At 69.1% G+C, this 14,244-nt stretch carries 12 protein-coding genes; 4 read left to right on the forward strand and 8 right to left on the reverse strand.

The window, feature by feature from the left end; all coding sequences use genetic code 11:
• Nucleotides 1–6: 6 nt before the first annotated feature.
• Complete coding sequence (locus BUR28_RS00585) at nucleotides 7–363, forward strand: hypothetical protein (RefSeq protein ID WP_074218335.1); 357 nt, start codon at nucleotides 7–9, stop codon at nucleotides 361–363.
• Here the strand turns inward: BUR28_RS00585 and BUR28_RS00590 are convergent.
• The 5 genes from BUR28_RS00590 to thrS form a co-directional block, all read right to left on the reverse strand.
• The gene (locus BUR28_RS00590; RefSeq protein ID WP_074218336.1) at nucleotides 345–914 is read right to left on the reverse strand and encodes a DoxX family protein; all 570 of its coding nucleotides are present in this window, start codon (nucleotides 912–914) and stop codon (nucleotides 345–347) included. The two genes, BUR28_RS00585 and BUR28_RS00590, sit on opposite strands and share 19 nt — an antisense overlap.
• Complete coding sequence (locus tag BUR28_RS00595) at nucleotides 911–1,663, reverse strand: HvfC/BufC N-terminal domain-containing protein (protein WP_074218337.1); 753 nt, start codon at nucleotides 1,661–1,663, stop codon at nucleotides 911–913. Before BUR28_RS00595 ends, BUR28_RS00590 begins: the two co-directional genes overlap by 4 nt.
• Complete coding sequence (locus tag BUR28_RS00600) at nucleotides 1,660–2,511, reverse strand: MNIO family bufferin maturase (protein ID WP_074218338.1); 852 nt, start codon at nucleotides 2,509–2,511, stop codon at nucleotides 1,660–1,662. Before BUR28_RS00600 ends, BUR28_RS00595 begins: the two co-directional genes overlap by 4 nt.
• Nucleotides 2,512–2,571: 60 nt before the next feature.
• Nucleotides 2,572–2,862, reverse strand: a complete 291-nt coding sequence (locus tag BUR28_RS00605) for a BufA1 family periplasmic bufferin-type metallophore (protein ID WP_074218339.1) — start codon at nucleotides 2,860–2,862, stop codon at nucleotides 2,572–2,574.
• A 203-nt stretch (nucleotides 2,863–3,065) separates the two neighbouring features.
• Nucleotides 3,066–5,012: a threonine--tRNA ligase gene (gene thrS / locus BUR28_RS00610; protein ID WP_074218340.1), complete on the reverse strand. Its 1,947-nt coding sequence runs from the start codon at nucleotides 5,010–5,012 to the stop codon at nucleotides 3,066–3,068.
• A 132-nt stretch (nucleotides 5,013–5,144) separates the two neighbouring features.
• Between thrS and BUR28_RS00615 the strand changes: the two genes are divergently transcribed.
• Nucleotides 5,145–6,434, forward strand: coding sequence for an MFS transporter (locus BUR28_RS00615; RefSeq protein ID WP_074218341.1), 1,290 nt, complete (start codon nucleotides 5,145–5,147; stop codon nucleotides 6,432–6,434).
• On the opposite strand, the gene BUR28_RS00620 is transcribed toward BUR28_RS00615, so the two are convergent.
• Nucleotides 6,431–9,352: a valine--tRNA ligase gene (locus BUR28_RS00620; protein ID WP_074218342.1), complete on the reverse strand. Its 2,922-nt coding sequence runs from the start codon at nucleotides 9,350–9,352 to the stop codon at nucleotides 6,431–6,433. The genes BUR28_RS00615 and BUR28_RS00620 overlap by 4 nt on opposite strands.
• A gap of 136 nt (nucleotides 9,353–9,488) precedes the next feature.
• On the opposite strand from BUR28_RS00620, the gene BUR28_RS00625 reads away from it, so the two are divergent.
• Together BUR28_RS00625 and BUR28_RS00630 are read left to right on the forward strand one after the other, a co-directional pair.
• Entirely contained in the window at nucleotides 9,489–11,789 is a 2,301-nt protein-coding gene (locus BUR28_RS00625; RefSeq protein WP_074218343.1) for a xanthine dehydrogenase family protein molybdopterin-binding subunit, read from the forward strand.
• Nucleotides 11,776–12,852 (forward strand): DUF2235 domain-containing protein, encoded by a 1,077-nt coding sequence (locus BUR28_RS00630; RefSeq protein ID WP_371441577.1) that lies wholly within the window; start codon nucleotides 11,776–11,778, stop codon nucleotides 12,850–12,852. Before BUR28_RS00625 ends, BUR28_RS00630 begins: the two co-directional genes overlap by 14 nt.
• Here BUR28_RS00630 and BUR28_RS00635 read toward each other — a convergent pair.
• Together BUR28_RS00635 and metF are read right to left on the reverse strand one after the other, a co-directional pair.
• Entirely contained in the window at nucleotides 12,836–13,303 is a 468-nt protein-coding gene (locus tag BUR28_RS00635; protein ID WP_074218345.1) for a PaaI family thioesterase, read from the reverse strand. The genes BUR28_RS00630 and BUR28_RS00635 overlap by 17 nt on opposite strands.
• Nucleotides 13,304–13,340: 37 nt before the next feature.
• Complete coding sequence (gene metF, locus BUR28_RS00640) at nucleotides 13,341–14,210, reverse strand: methylenetetrahydrofolate reductase [NAD(P)H] (RefSeq protein WP_074218346.1); 870 nt, start codon at nucleotides 14,208–14,210, stop codon at nucleotides 13,341–13,343.
• Nucleotides 14,211–14,244: the final 34 nt, after the last annotated feature.

Raw genomic sequence — 14,244 nt, forward strand, 5'->3', positions numbered from 1 at the left:
CACGACATGCGCAACGCCGCCCTGACCCTTGGGGTGATCGCCGGCCTGCTGGCCCTGATGGTGGGGTTCTTCGGCTACGGCTATACCGTCTTTATCGAGACCTTCGGCGAGGTGGGCGATCTGGCGCATCAGGTCGAGAACCCGGAGCGCACGCGGATCGTGGCCTTGGGCTCGCCGATCCTCGCGATTGCCGGCGGCGCCATGGCGCGGTCGCGCAACGTGATCGGCGGGCTGTTGATGCTGCTCTCCTGCGCGGGGATGTACTGGGGCTTCGGCTTCAACGTCTTCACGATGTTTCCGATCGCGATGTGCGGGCTGGGCGGCGTGCTGGCGCTGGCCGCGCGTCAGCCCGACTCGGCCTGAGCGCGGCGCCGGAGCAGCGCGTCCAGCGAAACGGGGCCGCCGCCCATCAGGGCCGGGATGGCAAGGACCGTGATCCAGAATAGCCGCTGATCGAGGATCGGCGCGCCGGGGGCACGGTCGAACCAGGCGCCGAGCGCGGCGGGGTCCGACAGCGCGCCGTGGCCGAGAAGGTCGGTCGCCGTCTGCACCAGCACGAAGAGGATCATCCCCAGCGCGGCCGGCCGCGTGGCAAGCCCGATCAGCACGAGCGCGGGCAGCAGGAACTCGGCCCAGGTCCCCGCGACCACCACGGCGTGCTGCCAGGTCGCGAGCTGGCCGGCGTCGAAGCCCGCCTGCTCCATCGCGCGGGGGAAGATCTGCGCATAGGCGCCGAGGGACGGGCTGACCAGACCCGAAAGCCCCCCGCCGAGCTTCGTGAGGCCGGAGGTCCAGTAATAGATCAGCAGCGTTGCGGCGAACGTGACCCGCGCAAGGGTCGTGAGGAGGGGACGCGCGAGGGTCTTGTCGATGCCGGTGCCGAGCCGGTCTGACAGGCGGAGAAGGGCGTTCATGGGGGCGTCTCCGGACTGATCCCGCAGATCGCCCCGGTGTCGAGCAGGACCTGCAGGAGGGTGGACAGGTGTGTCTCGGGAAAGCCGCCGTGGGGCGTGTCCATGGCTTGCCCAAGCGGTGCGCCGGCGATGAGCGCGGTCAGGAGGTCGTGGCCGCCCGGTGGCAGCAGGTGCGGCGCCGGGTCGAAGCCGGGCCGGGCGATCAGCACTTCCTGCGGGCCGGCGCCCGGTTTCGGGCCGCCGTGATGGGCGTGCCAGATGTCGTGCACCGGCCAGTCCGATCTCAGGAGCCGCAGCGCGGGGACGAAGTCCAGGCGCAGGGTCGCAAGGGCACCGGGCGGCAGCGCGGCAAGCCTGCCGGGCGCAAGCGGCGTCGCGTCCGCCGCGTGATAGCTTTGCCTGAGCGCCAGTTCCAGGCGCGCCACGTCCGGCAGGTAGCCCAGATGCGCGACCGGCGCGAAGCCTTCGAGGAAGCCGGGCAGGGCGTCGCCATAGAGCGTGAGCCGGGGCGCGCGTGGCGGGTGGGCGCGCACGAACGCCCCGGCCATCGCCCCGAAGAAGCGCGCGCCGAGCAGGGCGCGCACCACCGGAAAGCCGGTCCCGAGCGCGTCGATCAGGCTTGCGATCACGTTGTTGCGGTAGACGTCGAAGCGTCGGCCTGCCGGCGCGCCGTCCCGGCCCATGAGACCCGCCGGCGGGGTGCGGTCGGGCTGCAGGAGCGCCGCGGCGAAGACGTCCTGCCCGCTCATGCGGCCACGCGCCCCATCAGGGCCGCCGCGCGCGCGGCCTCGGCGGCGAGCACGGGCCAGTCGGGCACGTCGGTGTCCCATTCGATGAGCGTGGGCAACGGGCCCGCCCCGGCGATGACATGGGCGTAGAGCACCCAGACCGGGTCGGCGATTTCGGCCCCGTGGCTGTCGATCAGCAGCGGGTGGCCGTGGTCGTCCACCTGCGCGTCATGGCCGCCGAGATGGATCTCGCCCACCGCCGCCATCGGGAAGGCGTCGAGATAGGCGCGCGCGTCCGCCCCGCGATTGGTGCAGGCGACATGGACGTTGTTGACGTCGAGCAAGAGCCCGCAGCCGGTGCGGGCGACGAGCTCGGCCAGGAAGTCGGTCTCGGTCATCCCGGTTTCCGCGAAATCGAGATAGGTGGCCGGGTTTTCCAGAAGCATCCGGCGGCCCAGCATGTCCTGCACCTGGTCGATATGGGCGGCGACGCGGGCCAGCGTTACCCGCGTGTAGGGCAAGGGCAGGAGGTCGTTGAGATAGGCGCCGTCATGGGTGGACCAGGCGAGATGCTCCGAGAAGCTGGCGGGGTCCAGCCAGCCGATCAGGTGTTCGAGCCGGGCCAGATGGTCTGGGTCCAGCGGCCCCGCGCCGCCGATGGAGAGGCCCACGCCGTGGACCGAGATCGGAAAGCGGTCTGCCAGCGCGCGGAGCTGGGCCAGCGGGCGGCCGCCCGCGCCCATGTAGTTCTCGGCGTGGATTTCCAGCCAGGCCACCGGGCCCGGGTCGTCCGTGATCGCGGCGAAATGCCGGGCCTTGAAGCCGACGCCGGGACGCGGCGGCAGGGGCGGGCGGGTGGTGTCGAGCATCGGAGGGCCTCCCTGGGGTGGTCCGGCCCGGGCGGGTGGCCCGGACCGGCTGGCGATGGATCAGGACGGCAGGTCGCGGTCCAGCGGCTCCAGCGAGCCCATGCGGTCGCCGGGGACCTCCATCTCTTCGCAGGTGCCCGCGGGCACCAGTGTCCAGGCGTTGCCCTGGTAGTCGACCGTCGAGGTGCCCGCGCAGGTGGTGCCCGGTCCCGCGGCGCAGTCGTTCTCGCCGGCGAGCGCGACGCCGTAGCATTTCTCGTTCTCCTGGGCCTGGGCGGGCGTCGCGGTATGGGCGGCCAGTGCGGCGGCCACGGCGCCGGCCAGCGCGAAGGTCTTGGTGGTGTCGGACATGGATGAAATCTCCCTGAATGGTTCCCTGTGCCGCTTGAGGCGACGCTCCGAGTGGGCCCTCGGGCGGGCTCAAGGTCCAGTAACAGGACGGTGCAGCACGGCTCCGTGAGGCCCCGTCAGGGTCTTGAAATATTTATATAAAATGCACTAAAGGAAAAAGGCGCCGGGAAACCGGCGCCTTTTCAACGGGCTAGGACGGCGCGTCAGACCATGTCGGGGGCCTTGGCCTCGTCGGCCAGTTCGGCGACGATTTCGTCCAATGTTACAGTCCGGGTCTGCTTCTCGCCCAGCCGCCGCACGGTGACGGTGCGCTCCTCGACCTCGCGCTGGCCGACGGCGAGGATCACCGGCACCTTGCCGAGCGAGTGTTCGCGGACCTTGTAGTTGATCTTCTCGTTGCGGGTGTCGGCCTCGGCGCGCAGGCCGGCGGCGGTCAGGGTGTCGGTCACCTCCTGCACGAAGCCGTCCGCGTCCGACACGATGGACGCCACCACCACCTGCCGCGGGGCCAGCCAGAAGGGCAGCTTGCCCGCGTAGTTCTCGATCAGGATGCCGATGAACCGCTCGAAGCTGCCCAGGATGGCGCGGTGCAGCATCACGGGGCGGTGTTTCTCGCCATCCGCGCCGATGTAACTGGCGTCCAGCCGCTCGGGCAGGTTGAAATCGGCCTGGAAGGTGCCGCATTGCCATTCGCGTCCGATGGCGTCGGTCAGCTTGAAGTCGAGCTTCGGCCCGTAGAAGGCGCCTTCGCCGGGGTCGATTTCATAGTCGTTCCGCACGCTCAGGATCGCCTTTTCCAGCGCCGCCTCGGCCTTGTCCCAGACCTCGTCGCTGCCCACCCGCACCTCGGGCCGCGTCGAGAGCTTGATGTCGAAGCTGGAGAACCCGGTGTCGCGGTAGACGTCGGACAGAAGCGCGATGAACTTCGCCGTCTCGCTTTCGATCTGGTCCTCGGTGCAGAAGATGTGCGCGTCGTCCTGGGTGAAGCCGCGCACCCGCATCAGCCCGTGCAGCGCGCCATGCGCCTCGTAGCGGTGGCAGGAGCCGAATTCGGCCAGGCGCAGCGGCAGGTCGCGGTAGGACTTGATGCCCTGGTTGAAGATCTGGACGTGGCAGGGGCAGTTCATCGGCTTCAGCGCATTGATGCGCTTTTCGTTGGCGTGCTCCTCGTCGATCTCGGTGATGTACATGTTCTCGCGATACTTGTCCCAGTGGCCCGAAGCCTCCCACAGATTCCGGTCCACCACCTGGGGCGTGTTGATCTCGCGGTATCCGGCGCGGTCCAGCTTGCGCCGCATGTAGTCCTGCATCGTGCGGTAGACGGTCCAGCCGTTGGGGTGCCAGAACACCATCCCCGGCGCTTCCTCCTGGAAGTGGAACAGCTCCATCTCGCGGCCAAGGCGGCGGTGGTCGCGCTTTTCCGCCTCTTCGAGGAAGGTCAGGTAGTCCTTCAGCTCCTGCCGGGACTTGAAGCCGACGCCGTAGATGCGCTGAAGCATCGGGCGGTCGGAGTCGCCCCGCCAATAGGCGCCCGCGACCTTCATCAGCTTGAAGGCATCCGCGGGCACCTGGCCCGTGTGGCTCAGATGCGGGCCGCGGCACAGATCCTGCCAGTGGCCATGCCAGTACATCCGGATCGGCTCGCCCTCGGGGATCATGCCGACCAGTTCCACCTTGTAGGGCTCGTTGTTGGCCTCGTAATACTTGATCGCCCGGTCGCGGTCCCAGACCTCGGTGGTGACGGGGTCGCGGCGGTTGATGATCTCCTTCATCTTCGCCTCGATCTGGCCGAGATCCTCGGGGGTGAACGGCTCCTCCCGGTCGAAATCGTAATACCAGCCGTTCTCGATGACGGGGCCGATCGTGACCTTCACGCCGGGCCAGATCTCCTGCACGGCGCGGGCCATGATATGGGCGAGGTCGTGGCGGATGAGTTCCAGCGCCGGCGCCTCGTCCTTCATCGTGTTGATCGCGATGGCGGCGTCTTGGGTGATCGGCCATTGCAGGTCCCAGTGCCGCTCGTTCACCTGCGCCGAGATCGCCTTCTTGGCGAGCGAGGTGGAGATATCGGCGGCCACCTCGGCCGGCGTGATCCCGGCCTGGTAGTCGCGTGCATTGCCATCGGGAAAGGTAAGGGTGATCTGGCCCATGTTCGGCCTCCTCGTCGGTTTGGCGCCCACGGAACGCCCGGTTGCGGGTTATGGTCGCGGGTTCTGTGAACCTGCGCGCCGCCCAAGTCAAGCGGGGTTGCCTGCGGCGGACTTACGCTATGTGATCGCCGCATGAGCCGTGCCGCCGACAGCCTTGCCGAAACCGCCTTCGACCTTCTGACCGGGGACAGCGCCGCCCCGCCCCGCGACATCACCGAAGGTGCGCGGGCCGTGGAACCGGGCAGCTTCCTGCGCCACGCGCTGTCGCTTTCGCTGTCGAAGCTGTCGGACGGGCTGATCGACCCGAAACTGGTGCTGAGCTGGCTGATGGGCACGCTGGGCGCCCCGGCGGCGCTGGTCGGCCTTTTGGTGCCGGTGCGCGAGGCGGGCGCGCTGTTGCCGCAGCTTTTCACCGCGCCGCGCATCCGCGCGATGGGACGGCGGAAATGGGCCTGGGCGGGCGGCGCGGCGGGGCAGGGGCTGGCGGCGCTGGCGATCCTTTGGGCCGCGCTCACGCTTGAGGGCTGGGCGGCGGGGGCCGCCATCGTCGCCGCGCTGACCGTGCTGGCGGTGGCGCGCTCGGTCTGCTCGGTGTCCTACAAGGACGTGCTGGGCAAGACCGTGGACAAGGCGCGCCGCGGCACCGTCACCGGGCTTGCGGGCAGCGTGGCCGCGGCGGGGGTGCTGGTCTTCGCCGGGCTTCTGCTGTCGGGGATTTTCGCACGGGTCGACCTGGTGGTGGGGGCGATCGGGCTTGCCGGGGTGTTCTGGTTGCTCGCGGCATTCGTTTTCGCGACCATCCGCGAGGAGGACGCGCCGGGCGAGGCGGCCGAGGGCATCGGGCTGTCGCAACTGGCGCTCTTGTGGCGCGATGCGGGGTTGGGGCGGTTCGTTCTGGCGCGCGTCCTGCTACTGCCGACCGCGCTTGCCCCCCCCTATATCGTGCTGCTGGCCGGGCAGGCGGGCGATGACCGGTTCGGCGCGCTGGGCGCGCTGGTGCTGGCCTCGTCGCTGGCGGGGCTGGTGTCGTCCTGGGTCTGGGGGCGGCTTGCCGACCGGTCCAGCCGCCTGGTGCTGGCGTTCTCCGGCGCGGTGGCGGCGGGGTTCCTGGGGCTGGCGGTGGCGCTGGACACGGCCGGGCTGATGGGCACGGTCTGGGCCGCGCCGGGCGTGCTCTTCGGGCTGATGATCGCCTATCAGGGCGTGCGGCTGGGCCGGTCGACCTATCTGGTGGACATGGCGCCCAATGACAACCGCGCGGCCTACACGGCGGTGGCGAATACCACCGTGGGCGTGGCGCTGCTGGCGGCGGGGGGCTTCGGCGCGGTGGCCGGGGCCTATGGGGCGGGGCTGACGCTAGGGCTGTTCGCGGCCATCGCCGCGGCGGGCGCGGCGATGGCGTTTACCATGCGCGAGGTCTAGGCCAGTTCCGCCAGCCGGGCCAGCGCGGCGCGCAGCTTGTCGGCCTCGTCGCGCTTGGTCTCGGCGAGGTCGCGGGTTTCCTCGACCACGTCTTCGGGCGCGCTTTCGACGAATTTCGGGTTCTTCAGCCGCCCTTCCAGCCCGCGCAGGTCCTTTTCCAGCTTGGCCAGCGTCTTTTCCAGCCGCGCCTGCTCCTCGGCCACGTCGATGATGCCCGCCAGCGGCAGGCCGAAGCTGCCGCCTTCGACCGCGATGGTCACGCAGCCCTTGGGCAGACTGTCGGCGGCCTCCAGGCTTTCGATCCGGGCCAGCCGCTTGATCAGCGCCTCGTTCCGGTCCCAGGCGGCGCGCCCCGCGGCGTCGAGATCGGTATGGAGCATCGGGATCTGCAGGCCCACCGGCACGTGCATCTGCGCGCGGGCGGAGCGGACCTCTTCGATCAGGCCGATCACCCAGTTCATCTCGCGGTCGGCCTGCGCGTCGATCAGCTCCGCGCCATAGGTCGGCCAGTCGGCATGGACCAGCATCTTTTGCCGCTGGCCCAGCGTGCCCCACAGTTCCTCGGTGATATAGGGCATGATCGGGTGCAGCAGGATCAGGCACTGGTCGATCACCCAGGCCATGGTGGCCCGCGTCTCGGCCTGTTGCGCTTGGGTGCCGTCCATCAACAGCGGTTTCGAGAATTCCACGTACCAGTCGCAGACCTTGCCCCAGACAAAGGCATAAAGCGCGTTCGCCGCGTCGTTGAAGCGGTAGTTCGACAGCTCGTCATCGACGGTCTGGCGGACGCGGGCGGTTTCGCCGACGATCCATTTGTTGACGGTCTCGGCGGGCTGCGGGATCGACGCGTCGGGGGCATGGTTCTCGAACACGCCGTTCATCTCGGCAAAGCGCGCGGCGTTCCACAGCTTGGTGCCGAAGTTGCGGTAACCGGCGATGCGGCTCGTCGACAGCTTGAGGTCGCGGCCCATCGCGGCCATGGATGTCAGGGTGAACCGCACCGCATCGGCGCCGAACTCGTCGATCAGTTCCAGCGGGTCGAGGACGTTGCCCAGGGATTTGGACATCTTCTTGCCCTTCTCGTCGCGGACGAGGGCGTGGACATAGACGGTGTAGAACGGGATTTGATCGACCACGGCCAGCTGCATCATCATCATCCGGGCGACCCAGAAGAAGATGATGTCGAAGCCGGTGATCAGGACGTCGGTGGGGAAGTATTTCTGCAGTTCGTCCGTCTGCTCGGGCCAGCCCAGCGTGCCGATGGGCCAGAGGCCGGAGGAGAACCAGGTGTCGAGGACGTCGGGGTCGCGGGTGAGTTCGACCTTCGAGATGTCTTCGCGTCCATTCGCCATAAAGGCATGTATTCCATGAAGCAGATCGTGGGCTTTGAAGAAACCAATCTCGACATGCTCGCCGTAGTAGTCCTTCGCCTGCTTTATGATCTCGTTCTCATTCGCGCCGCAAAATTCCTTCGGCGGGCCAAAGGGGGCGACGGAATCATTGTCGATATCCTCAAGCGTCGGCCCATACCACACCGGGATCTGGTGCCCCCACCAGAGCTGGCGGCTGATGCACCAGGGTTCGATAATCTCCAGCCAGTGGAAATAGACCTTTTCGTGCTGCTCGGGCAGGATCTTCGTCCGCCCGTCGCGGACGGCGTCCAGCGCGGGGCCGACGATCTTGGCGGTGTCCACGAACCACTGGTCGGTCAGGTAGGGCTCGATGGCGACCTTGGAGCGGTCGCCATGGGGGACCATGTGGCGGTCGCTGTCGATACCGTCCAGCCAGCCATCGTCGGTGGCCTCGTTGATGATCGCCTCGCGCGCCTCGTAGCGGTCGGTGCCGTCGAGGCGTTCGATGGCTTTGGCCACCAGGTCGGGGTCGCAGCCCTCGGCGAAATCGGGGTTGTCCTTGAGCCACATCGCGGCGCGGGTGGTCATCACGTTGATCGCGCGCAGGCCCGTCCGCTGGCCGACCTCCCAGTCGTTGAAATCGTGGGCGGGGGTGATCTTGACCGCGCCGGTGCCCTTTTCCGGGTCGGCGTATTCGTCGGCGACGATGGGGATGGAGCGGCCGCACAGCGGCAGGCGGACGGTCTTGCCGATCAGGTGCTTGTAACGCGGGTCCTCGGGGTGAACCGCGACGCCGGTGTCGCCCAGCATGGTTTCGGGGCGCGTGGTTGCGACGACGAGGTAATCGCGCGTCTCGTAGGCCGTCGGGGTCCCGTCCTCGTCCCACTCGACCGGGTGTTCATAGGTCTCTCCGCCCTCAAGCGGATACCGCAGGCGCCACATGTGGCCGTCGACCTCGACCTGCTCGACCTCCAGGTCGGAAATCGCGGTCTCGAAATGCGGGTCCCAGTTCACCAGCCGCTTGCCGCGGTAGATGAAGCCCTTGTCGTACATGTCCACGAAGACCTTGATGACGGCATCGTGGAAATTGCCCTCTTCGCCCGCGGGCGCCCCCGGCGCGCCAGACATGGTGAAGGCGTTGCGCGACCAGTCGCAGGACGCGCCCAGCCGCTTCAGCTGGGTGATGATGGTGCCGCCGGATTGCTGCTTCCATTCCCACACCTTGGCGAGGAACTCCTCGCGCGAGAAATCGCGGCGCGACTTGCCCTCTTTTGCCAGGTCGCGTTCGACGACCATCTGGGTCGCGATGCCCGCATGGTCCTGCCCCGGCTGCCACAGCGTGTCGAAGCCGCGCATCCGGTGCCAGCGCACAAGGATGTCCTGCAGCGTGTTGTTGAAGGCATGCCCCATGTGCAGGCTGCCGGTGACGTTGGGCGGCGGGATCATGATGCAGAAGGTCTCGGCCCGCGAGGCGTTGGCCCCGGCGGTGAAGCAACCGGCCTTTTCCCAGGCCTCGTAAAGCCGGGCCTCGGCCTCGGCGGCGTTGAAGGTCTTTTCCATCGGCATCGGGCGCGGGTCCTCGGCAAGGGGTCGGCGTTGCCGGTCACTTAGCGAAAGCCCGGGGCAAGGCCAACCCCCGGCCGGGCTGGACAGCGGCCGCGGGGCGGTTACCCTGCCTTTCGTCGGAGAAGGGAGACCCGCCATGGACACGAAATTCGGCCAGAGCCAGACGGTCACGCGCATCGAGGATGTGCGGCTGCTGACCGGCGGGGGGCGGTATGTCGACGACATCGCGCCGGCGGGCGCGTTGCATGCGTATTTCCTGCGCAGCCCGGTGGCCCATGCGGACTTGCGGGCGCTGGACGTGCGCGAGGCGCGCGCGGCGCCGGGCGTGCACCTGGTGCTGACCGCCGACGACCTTCTGGCGGCGGGGATGGACCTGCACATGCAGGCAAGCGTGGTCAAGAACCGCGACGGCGCGCGCGCGGCCGCACCCGGCCGTCCGGTGCTGGCGCGGGACCGGGTGCGCTATGTGGGCGAGGCGATGGCGGTCGTGGTGGCCGAGACGCTGGCCCAGGCCAAGGACGCGGTCGAGACGATCGAGTTCGACCTGCACGAGCTGCAGCCGCATGTGGAACGGGCCGAGGGCGGCCCGGAGTTGCACGCGGAGGCGCCGGGGAACCTCGCATACGACTGGGCGCTGGGTGACGCGGACGCGGTGGAACGGGCCTTTGCCGAGGCGGCGCGGACGGTGACGCTGGAGGTGCCCGACCACCGGGTCATCGTGAACTCGATGGAACCGCGCGGCGCCTGGGCGGAGTGGTCCGAGGGGCGGCTGCACCTCTGCTTCGGCGGGCAGGGGGTGTGGATGATGAAGGACCGGCTGGCCCGGATGCTGCACCTCGCGCCCGAGGACGTTCGGGTGACGAACCCGGACGTCGGCGGCGGGTTCGGGATGAAGGGGTTTCCCTATCCCGAGTATTTCGTCGTCGCCCATGCCGCGCGCGAGTTGGGCCGGCCGGTGCGCTGGATGTCGGAGCGGACCGAGGCGATGCTGACCGACAATGGCGGGCGCGACCTCAGCTCGACGGTGGAGACGGCCTTCGACGCCGGGCACCGGATCATCGGCTATCGCGTCACCAATGTTTCCAACCTCGGCGCCTACAACTCGGAATTCGCCCAGGCGATCCAGTCGGCGCTGTTCTCCAAGGTGCTGACCGGGGCCTATGACATTCCCGCGGCGCTGTTGCAGGCGAAGGGCATCTACACCAACACCGTGCCGGTGGACGCCTATCGCGGCGCCGGGCGGCCCGAGGCGATCTACGCCCTCGAACGCATGATGGACCATGCCGCGCGCGAGCTGGGGGTGGACCCCTGGGAGCTGCGCCGGCGCAACTTTATCCCGCGCGAGGCGTTCCCTTATCGCACGCAGACGGGGGAGCTTTACGACGTGGGGGATTTCGCACGGGTGCTGGACCGGGTGCGCGAGGCGGCCGATCTCGACGGCTTTGCCGCGCGCAAGGCCGAGAGTGCCGGGCAGGGGCGGCTGCGCGGGCTGGGCCTGTGCTATTACATCGAGTCGATCCTGGGCGATCCGACCGAGGGCGCCGAGGTGGAGTTCGGCGACGACGGCGGCGTGAACCTCTATGTCGGCACCCAGTCGAACGGGCAGGGGCACGAGACGGTCTATGCCCAGTTCCTGGCCGACCGCACCGGCATCGCGGTCGAGGACATCCGCGTGATCCAGGGCGACAGCGACCGGATCGCCAAGGGCGGCGGCACGGGCGGCTCGCGTTCGGTCACGACGCAGTGCAACGCCACCGTGGCCACGGTCGAGGCGATGGTCGGCGCCTTCGCGCCCTTCCTCGCCGAGGAGATGGGGGTGGAGGCGGCCGAAATCGAATTCGACGGCCATACGTTCCGCGCGCCGGGCTCCAACCTGACGCCCACGCTGATCGAGGCGGCCGAGATGGCGCGGGCGGCGGGCCGCGCGGACCTGTTGCGGCACCGCGCCGAATACACCCTGCCGGGGCGTTCCTATCCCAACGGCGCCCATGTCGCCGAGGTCGAGATCGACCCCGAGACCGGCGACACCCGCGTTGTCGAATACACAGTGACCGACGATTTCGGGAACCTGATGAATCCGCGGCTCGCCGAGGGGCAGGTGCATGGCGGGGTGGCGCAGGGCCTGGGCCAGGCGATCTGCGAGCGGGCGCATTACGACGGAAACGGTCAGTTGATCACCGCGTCTTTCATGGACTACGCGATGCCGAGGGCGGATGATCTGCCCATGATCGCCTTCACGACCGAACCCGTGCCCTCGACCGCCAACCCGCTGGGCATGAAGGGCTGCGGCGAGGCCGGCACCGTGGGCGCGATGGCCGCCGTGGCCAATGCCGCGCTGGACGCGCTGTCGGAGCGGGGCGTGCGCCGCGCCGACATGCCGTTCACGCCGCTCCGGGTCTGGCAGATGCTGAACGACGGTGCCGGTGCGGCTGGCTGACCGCATATCGCACTGGCTGCGCCGGCCCAAGGACGGCGCGGCCAACGCGCGGCGCCCGGCCCGCGGCCCCACCGACCATGTGATCCTTCTGGACGGCACGCTCGGCTCGCTCGCGCCGGGCGAGCTGACCCATGTCGGCCGCACCTACCGCCTGCTCTGCGACCTGCCGGCCTCGGCGCCGGTCACGCTTTACTACGAGGCCGGGATCCAGTGGCCGGACTGGCGGCGGACGCATCACGTGGCCGCGGGCCGCGGCATCAACCGCCAGATCCGCCGCGCCTATGGCTATCTCGCCTCGCGGTATCGGCCCGGCGACCGGATCTTCCTGATCGGCCATTCCCGCGGGGCCTACGCCGTGCGCTCGCTTGCCGGGATCATCGGCAGCGTGGGCCTGTTGCGCGCCGAACACGCGGTGGAACGCAACGTCATGGAGGCCTATCGCCACTACGAAAGCGCGACCGACAGTCCCGGCCGTGCGGCGTTCACGCGCGCGGTCTGCCATGCCCATTGCGAGATCGAGATGGTCGGCGCCTGGGACACGGTGAAGGCGCTGGGCCTGCGCCTGCCGCTGTTCTGGATGCTGACGGAGTCGCGCCACGCCTTCCACGACCACCGGCTCGGCCCCGCGGTGCGCCACGGCTATCACGCGCTCGCCCTCGACGAGCGGCGCGTGGTGTTCGCCCCGGTCCTGTGGGAAAGCGCCGATGACTGGGCCGGGCATGTCGAACAGGTCTGGTTCCACGGCTGCCACGGCGACGTGGGCGGCCAGCTCGGCGAGTTCGCCCCGGCGCTGCCGCTGGCGCATATCCCGCTGGTCTGGATGCTTGAAAAGGCGGCCGGGCACGGCCTGCGGTTGCCCGAGGGCTGGCGCGCCCGCTTTCCCTGCGACCCCGCGGCGCCCTCGGTGGGGATGAACCGCAGCTGGGGCAAGCTGTTCGTGTTGCGCCGCGACCGCCCGGTCGGGCGGGACCCCTCCGAGGCGCTGCACCCCACGGCGCTGGCGTTCGCGCCCGAGGCGCCGCTGCCGCTGAGCGCGCCCGCGGGGCTTACCCCTCAAGGATGATGCAGGTGGTCGACCCGGTGGCGTAGAGCTTTCCGTCGGCCACGCCCGTGACCTCGCCCGCCGCCACGCCCGTGCGCCGCCCGCCATGCTGAACGCGGCCCACCGCCTCGACCTCGAGACCCGGGCGCACCACGCGGGTGACGTTGACCTTGTATTCCAGCGTCGCGTGGGTGGCGCCCGCCGGCACCCCGGTCATCACAGCGCAGCCCATCGCGGCGTCGAGCAACGTGCCGTACCAGCCGCCATGGGTCGTGCCGGTGACGTTGCCGTGCTCGGGGCCGGGCGTCGCGCGGAAGGTGACCCGATCCGCGTCGACATGGACGAGCCGGATGCCCATCAGGCCCCAGATCGGCGGCGGCGCCACCGCGCCGGCCAGCATCGCGCGCAGGTAGTCGAGCCCGGACATGCCGATGAGGCGGTCGCGGTCGAAATCGGGTCGGGGGCTGCTCATGCCGCCGGCTTAGCCCCGGCGGCGCGGACAGGCAAGCTCAGGCGACCTTTTCAAGGTGCGCCTGGGGCTGCACGCCGAGCGCGTGGCAGATTTCCCGGGTCAGGTGCGGCTTGTTGAGCGTGTAGAAGTGGAAATCCTGCACGCCGCCTTCCATCAGCTTGGTGCAGAGTTCGGTCGCGAGCGCCTTGCCCAACAACGCTTCGCGGCCGTCGCGCACCGCCTTGTCGTAGGCGTCGTCCACCCAGGCCGGGATGCGCGCCCCGCATGTCTCGGCGAACTTGCGCACGCCGGCCCATTTCTCGACCGGCAGGATGCCGGGGATGATCCTGGAGCCGTCGATCCCGGCCGCGTCGCAATCGTCGCGGAACCGGAAGAAGGTTTCGGGTTCGAAGAAGAACTGGGTGATCGCCGAATCCGCGCCCGCCTCGAACTTGCGCTTGAGCCACTGCACGTCATGGCCGACGCCCCGGGAATCGGGATGCGGGTCGGGATAGGCGCCGACGCGGATGGTGAAGGCGGCCCGCGCGGCCAGCGCCTCGATGAGTTCGCAGGAATTGGCGAAGCCGTCGGGATGCGGCGTGAACTCGCCCTGGCCCTTGGGCGGGTCGCCGCGCAGCGCCACGATCTCGGTCACGCCGGCCTTGGCGTAGCCGTCAACGATCTCCATCGTTTCGGCGCGGGTCGCGTCCACGCAGGTCAGGTGCGCGGCGACGTTCACGCCGTAATGGTTGTGGATCGTCTCCACCGCCTCATGGGTCAGCTTGCGGGTGGTCCCGCCCGCGCCATAGGTCACCGAGACGAATTGCGGCTTCAGCGGCGCCAGCGCCTGGACGGTTTCCCACAGGCGAAAGCTGGCCTCCAGCGATTTCGGGGGAAAGAACTCGAAGGATACACGAGGGGCGGACATGGGGCTTTCTCCGATGGGATTCGGCGTTTCGCAG

It is taken from the genome of Rhodovulum sp. ES.010 (assembly GCF_900142935.1).
GTDB lineage: Bacteria > Pseudomonadota > Alphaproteobacteria > Rhodobacterales > Rhodobacteraceae > Rhodovulum.